At 57.8% G+C, this 5104-nt stretch carries 3 protein-coding genes and 6 pseudogenes; 4 read left to right on the top strand and 5 right to left on the bottom strand.

The window, feature by feature from the left end; translation table 11 throughout:
- Nucleotides 1-227, top strand: a 227-nt coding sequence (locus BMI01S_RS35810) for a hypothetical protein (RefSeq protein WP_218002771.1), incomplete at its 5' end; no start/stop codon positions are given.
- A gap of 217 nt (nt 228-444) precedes the next feature.
- On the opposite strand, the pseudogene BMI01S_RS35805 reads toward BMI01S_RS35810, so the two are convergent.
- The 3 genes and pseudogenes from BMI01S_RS35805 to BMI01S_RS44350 form a co-directional block, all read right to left on the bottom strand.
- Nucleotides 445-1251, bottom strand: a pseudogene (locus BMI01S_RS35805) (IS5 family transposase).
- Nucleotides 1252-1353: 102 nt separating this feature from the next.
- Nucleotides 1354-2094, bottom strand: a complete 741-nt coding sequence (locus tag BMI01S_RS35800; RefSeq protein ID WP_028215350.1) for an SDR family NAD(P)-dependent oxidoreductase — start codon at nt 2092-2094, stop codon at nt 1354-1356.
- A gap of 239 nt (nt 2095-2333) precedes the next feature.
- Nucleotides 2334-2774: a hypothetical protein gene (locus tag BMI01S_RS44350; protein ID WP_167334451.1), complete on the bottom strand. Its 441-nt coding sequence runs from the start codon at nt 2772-2774 to the stop codon at nt 2334-2336.
- 379 nt (nt 2775-3153) lie between these two features.
- Here BMI01S_RS44350 and BMI01S_RS43625 point away from each other — a divergent pair.
- Nucleotides 3154-3270, top strand: a pseudogene (locus BMI01S_RS43625) (IS6 family transposase); the annotation flags it as partial.
- A 123-nt stretch (nt 3271-3393) separates the two neighbouring features.
- Nucleotides 3394-3619 (top strand): annotated as a pseudogene (locus BMI01S_RS40145) (IS110 family transposase); the annotation flags it as partial.
- Between the two features lie 26 nt (nt 3620-3645).
- Here the strand turns inward: BMI01S_RS40145 and BMI01S_RS35790 are convergent.
- Nucleotides 3646-4227 (bottom strand): annotated as a pseudogene (locus BMI01S_RS35790) (IS110 family transposase); the annotation flags it as partial.
- A 289-nt stretch (nt 4228-4516) separates the two neighbouring features.
- On the opposite strand from BMI01S_RS35790, the pseudogene BMI01S_RS41585 reads away from it, so the two are divergent.
- Nucleotides 4517-4626, top strand: a pseudogene (locus tag BMI01S_RS41585) (IS6 family transposase); the annotation flags it as partial.
- Nucleotides 4627-4653: 27 nt separating this feature from the next.
- Here BMI01S_RS41585 and BMI01S_RS40140 read toward each other — a convergent pair.
- Nucleotides 4654-4998: pseudogene (locus BMI01S_RS40140) on the bottom strand (IS110 family transposase); the annotation flags it as partial.
- Nucleotides 4999-5104: the final 106 nt, after the last annotated feature.

Raw genomic sequence — 5104 nt, 5'->3', positions numbered from 1 at the left:
AACCTGCTAAACCAAAGCTGCCGCTTACAATGATCGTGGCATCGGAAAGTATCGCATTGGGCAGCACCGACCGTGCCGGCGAGATCGTGAGCCGTCGCGCACCCGGCGCCGGCATTTACATCTCACATCCGATGGCCGCCGCCGCTTCGACCCCACCATTAGCCTATGACCACGTAGTGACCATCCTGCTTGACGACATAGTGGTGACGAATGCCGGAGACAGGTGAAGCGACCGGCAGAACGCTGAGCATGGCGAAAGATGGGTCAGGCGTGGCGCTATCCCATCCTGGCAGGCTGTTGAAATACACCTCGCTGATGCGCGGCCCATCGTTGCGGCGAGCCGCCGCGCGAGGTTGGTTCGTGTCGATTCGATGCCTGATTTCCTTAACTCAGGTCAGTACCGGTTCGTCAGACGCGCATTCAGCGTCCCTGCACTAAGAGTCGCTAACACAAGTCATCCACGAAGCGTGAACAGATAACGGCAGCAGCCAGGGAAAGCAACGCAACATGAATGTCGAGACGCCGTTCGAAACGAATGCGCAGTTTGCCTAATCCGGCGAACCAGGCGTGCGTGCGCTCGACCACCCAGCGATGCCACCCGAGCCGCTCCTTGCTTTCTACGCCGCGCAGCGCGATACGGGCCGTGATGCCACGCTGCCTGAGGTAACTTCGACAGCGGGCAAAGTCATAACCCTTGTCCGCATGCAGTTTGCCCGGGCGTTTGCGGGGTTGGCCATTCAGGCCCGGCACTGCCGGAATAGCATCGAGCGTGGGCTCGAATGCCATCGAGTCGTGCCGGTTGGCGCCCGTGACCGTGATGGCCAGCGGAATGCCTCGCGCATCTACCACGATGTGCCGTTTCGACCCGAGCTTGCCACGGTCCGTCGGACTGGGGCCGGTTTCCTGGTCCCCCCGGGGGCTGGAAACACTGGCGACATCAAGACTCGCCCGTTCCCAATCAATCTGGTCATGCTCACGCAACCGGCGAAGCATCGCCAGATGCAGTTGCTCCCAAACACCTGCAGCCTACCAATCCCGTAGTCGTCGCCAGCATGTCATGCCACTGCCAAAACCAAGTGCCTGCGGCAAGTCTTCCCATGGAATGCCCGCTTGCAGGACATACAGGATGCCGTTCAATGCTGCGCGGTCGTCGACCGTACGTCGGCGCCCGCCTTTGGGCGACGGTTCGAATACGGGAATCAATGGTTCCAGCGCCGCCCACAGTTCGCTACTGATTTTTCGTCTTGTCATGTCGCCAGGATATGGCGTCCATGGCTTGATGTCCAGGTTGTGTTAGCGACTCTAATGCGACACAACCCGTGGGCGTCGGACTTTATGTGCCGACGCATGACTTCAGACATGCTGCCCTCCATTGACGTGCAACTCTGCTCCGTTGATGTACGACGAGGCCTCAGTGCAGAGGAAGTAGATTACTCGTGCGACTTCGGCCGGATCTCCGAGACGACGCATAGGAATACCGTGATCCACGATCTCCTCTGTGCCGGGCGACAGGATCGAGGTATCAATTTCGCCCGGCGCAATAGCGTTGACGCGTACGCCCTCGGGGCCAAACTCGTGCGCCATTTCTCGTGTTAGAGCTGCGAGCGCAGCCTTTGAAGCTGCGTACGCAGTACCCGCGAAAGGATGAACCTTCACCCCGGCGATCGATGTTACGTTGGCAATCGCCCCTTTTGCTCGGACCAATTCTGGGAACAGCGATCGCGCCAGTAATGCGTTGGATACCAAATTCACGTTAAGAACAGTCATCCATGTCCGAAAGTCGCTGTTGAGAACTCCGAGGCGCGATCTGTTCTCGCCTTTAGGCGAGATTCCAGCATTGTTGACGAGCGCATGTAACTGTCCATCAGGTAGCCATCGCCTGACTTCCAAAGCGATCCGTTCGATGCTATCGAGGTCCGCGAGGTCTGCTTGGATGTGCGCTTCACGCGCCGCAGGCCACTTGCAACTGTCCGAGAACGGTCGCCGTGAGACAGTGAACACCTCCCAGTTGTTTTCCTGAAAAAGCTTAACTGTGGCATGACCGATACCGCGGCTGGCGCCGGTCAACAGCATATAACGAGTAACTTGGCCCATCTGTGCATTTCCAATTGGATAGATCGTTGCTGGCAATCGCTTGCATTGGGGCGACCGCCGCTCTGCGTGCGGTGAGGCGAACCTACACGAGTTGTGGCGCGGCAATCTGGATGAGAGGAACAGCGCGTCAGTCGGTGAGATCGATGCCGTAGCACGTGAACTGGCCGGGCGCCCTGGCCCCTGTTGCTTGCGCTTGCGCTCGCGCTCCATGGCGGTACGGCGACGGTAGCTTTCGACGTTCAGCTCGAAGATCGTCGAGTGATGGACCAGCCGGTCGTCATACAGCCGTACGCGCAGGCGATGGGCCGATCAGCCGTGACGGTATAGAACACCTTGCGCAGGACGAAGCCGCACGTGATCGTGACGTACACGCGCGTTTCCTCGTAGTCGCACGTACACTGGAACGGAAGCGGCTGAAGCAGTGCCTGCTCGACCTCAATGCGTTTGCCATCATGCACGTTGATTCGATCGACGATGTCGTCGATAAAGCGGCGACAGGAACCGAGATCGTCGAAGTCGTGACTGCCGCGCAGAAGCAACGCATCACGCACCCGTAGTTGAACATCTTCTGTCACAGCAACGTCGGCGGCGGCCACGGCTAAGATGCGGCAATATAAATGCCCGAACTGCTCATCCGCCAATGTCGTGGGGATTGCCTGCGGACCATGGTTTGCAGCCATGCTCGTATCCGCAAAGCCTTGACTTTGACCCGACCGCCCTCGCCAACCCCGCGAGCCAGTCCCGACGGGGCACGCAAACAAATTCCGCCCCTTCGGAACACCCGCAATCAGTTGTTTATCTTTTCCATAAACAATCCTTATCGGGAAAATGTTAATTAACCTAAGCCCTGCGGGTCGTCGCACTACCCGGCTACCTAACACAGCACGTTACGCGACTCTCTGTGCAAATACCAGAAGAAGGGCGTCAAATATATTGATGACAACACTAAGCGTCATTGAAGGGTTGTGTCGCATTAGTGCTGAGGCGCTAGAATGCGCGTCTGACGCCCCCCGGTGCTGACCCGATGATCAAGAAGGCACCCACGAACGGCCATCGGCCATTGCCCCAGGAATTGCGAAGGTTATAAAGCGACTGCACTATCCGCTCGATGTCATGCTGATGTGCGTGCGCTGGTATGTGGCGTACACACTGAGCCTACGAAACCTCGAAGAAATGAAATGAACGCGTCCCACCCCGTGACCGAGTGAGCAAAGCAAGGTGGATCCTCACGGGGCCAACGGCATCGATGTGCCCACGTGGAAAATAGGAAGTTTTCCAAGGCGACCGGAGGATCCAGTGATGAATCGTACAGCAGTTGGTGTGGACATCGCGAAAAACGTGTTCCAGTTGCATTACATCGATCAGGAAACCGGCGAGATCGTGAACAAGCCGATCAAGCGGGCAAAGTTCCTCGAACACTTCGCGAACCGTGCGCCGTGCCTGATCGGGATGGAAGCGTGCGCCAGGCAAGCCGGTAGCGGTAAAAACCGAGATGCAGCAAGCGATGCGTGGGCTGCACCGCTTGACCACAGATTGTTGATGACGGCACCCGATCTGCGCGCAGAGCGTTGTTATGACCGCGACGTTTGCCCGAACCGCGAGTGCGACATCGTTGGGCAAGTGCATTTGTTTGATCGATTCTTCGTCCAGTCGTTTTACCTGATTGCTCGTGATTCGCTTTCCGAACTGGCGTGCCGTGATGTTCTCCACCGCGAGGATGTGGGAAGTGCGGCTTCGTACGAGTTGCATCCGTTTCCTCGCAAGATCACGGACAGCACGCTGTTGTGGCGGGAGAATGGTCCCTGTCCGGAGTATCCCCAAGCGCAGCAGGTGAGCTAGGTAACGTGCATCGGTCTCATCTCCGCTGTGCTTGAGTCCGTCGTATTTTTTGATTGCCGTCGTGTTGGCGAGATGTACATTGAAGCCCGCCTCCTGCAGCCCGTCGACAAGCCAGTACCAGTTGAACGTCGACTCGACCACGACGCCTGCCAGCTCTGCTCGCCACGGAGCAAGGAAAGCGAGAATCTTCGGCAAATCGTTCGGCAGACGCTTCTCGGCCAGAACCCGATCAGTTTCGTCAGTCACGGTGACCACGCTGTTGTTCGAGTGCAGGTCAATGCCGCTATAGTTCATGATGACCTCCTTCTGGTTAAAGCGGTTTTCGCGCACTCACTTTAACCCCGCCGCCCTAGCGGGCGGCGGTGGGAGGTCCGCTAGATGATTTTCAAGCCAGGTAGGAGCGGGGCCCGCCAAGCCTGAATCATCTCTAGAGCTTCGGGCTCGTTTGAAGAATGAGGCGCGGGCCAGCGGATTTCATATGGGGCCGTAGCCTATTGGGCTGCAACAAGCCCGGATATAGAGCAGCAGCCCATCCTGTCTGTCACAACAAGCGAGAACTGGCGCAAAGGGACGCGTTCATATAGAAATGATGGCCGAGCGGGGTATCGAGGTGGACCATTCAACCCAGCACCGATGGGCGATCAAGTTGCTGCCCGCTCCGGAAAGGCATTTCGACGTCGCAAGCGCGCAGTCGCCGGCCCACCTCTATCTTCCGCCACCGCGGCGCATCTCGGTCTTGACTGCTATCGGCTTGCCCGGTTGCCGCACCGCTAGCCACATCGCCTTCGCGTCTGCCGCATCACTCTTGTTCCGAATGTTGAACGCCTTGACGAACTCCGCCGGCATCAGCTTTACCTCGTGGTCCATCTTCGTCGGTTGCCGAGCCCAGTGGTGGGCACCACCGCACGCTACCGTCCCGATCATGCACGGCGCACGGTTCGCGAAATGTTCAAGGAACTTTGCCCGTTTGATCGGCTTATTCACGATCTCAGCAGTTTACTGATCGACGTAATGCACCCGGAACAGGTTCTTCTCGATATTCACACCGACTGCTGTACGATTCACCATTGGATCGTCCGGTCGTCTTGGAAAACTTCGCATTTTCCCACGTGGGCACATCGATGCCGTTGGCTTGTGAGGATCCCCCTCCCTTTACTCATTCAATGACGGA

This window comes from Paraburkholderia mimosarum LMG 23256 = NBRC 106338, from assembly GCF_000739815.1.
Classification (GTDB): domain Bacteria; phylum Pseudomonadota; class Gammaproteobacteria; order Burkholderiales; family Burkholderiaceae; genus Paraburkholderia; species Paraburkholderia mimosarum.
The sequence above is the reverse complement of the archived record's forward strand: the minus strand, read 5'-3'. Positions and strand labels throughout refer to the sequence as shown.

Coding starts and splice junctions, on each gene's coding strand:
- BMI01S_RS44350 (WP_167334451.1), bottom strand. CDS start 2,774: ATGGCTGCAAACCATGGTCCGCAGGCAATCCCCACGACATTGGCGGAT.
- BMI01S_RS35800 (WP_028215350.1), bottom strand. CDS start 2,094: ATGGGCCAAGTTACTCGTTATATGCTGTTGACCGGCGCCAGCCGCGGT.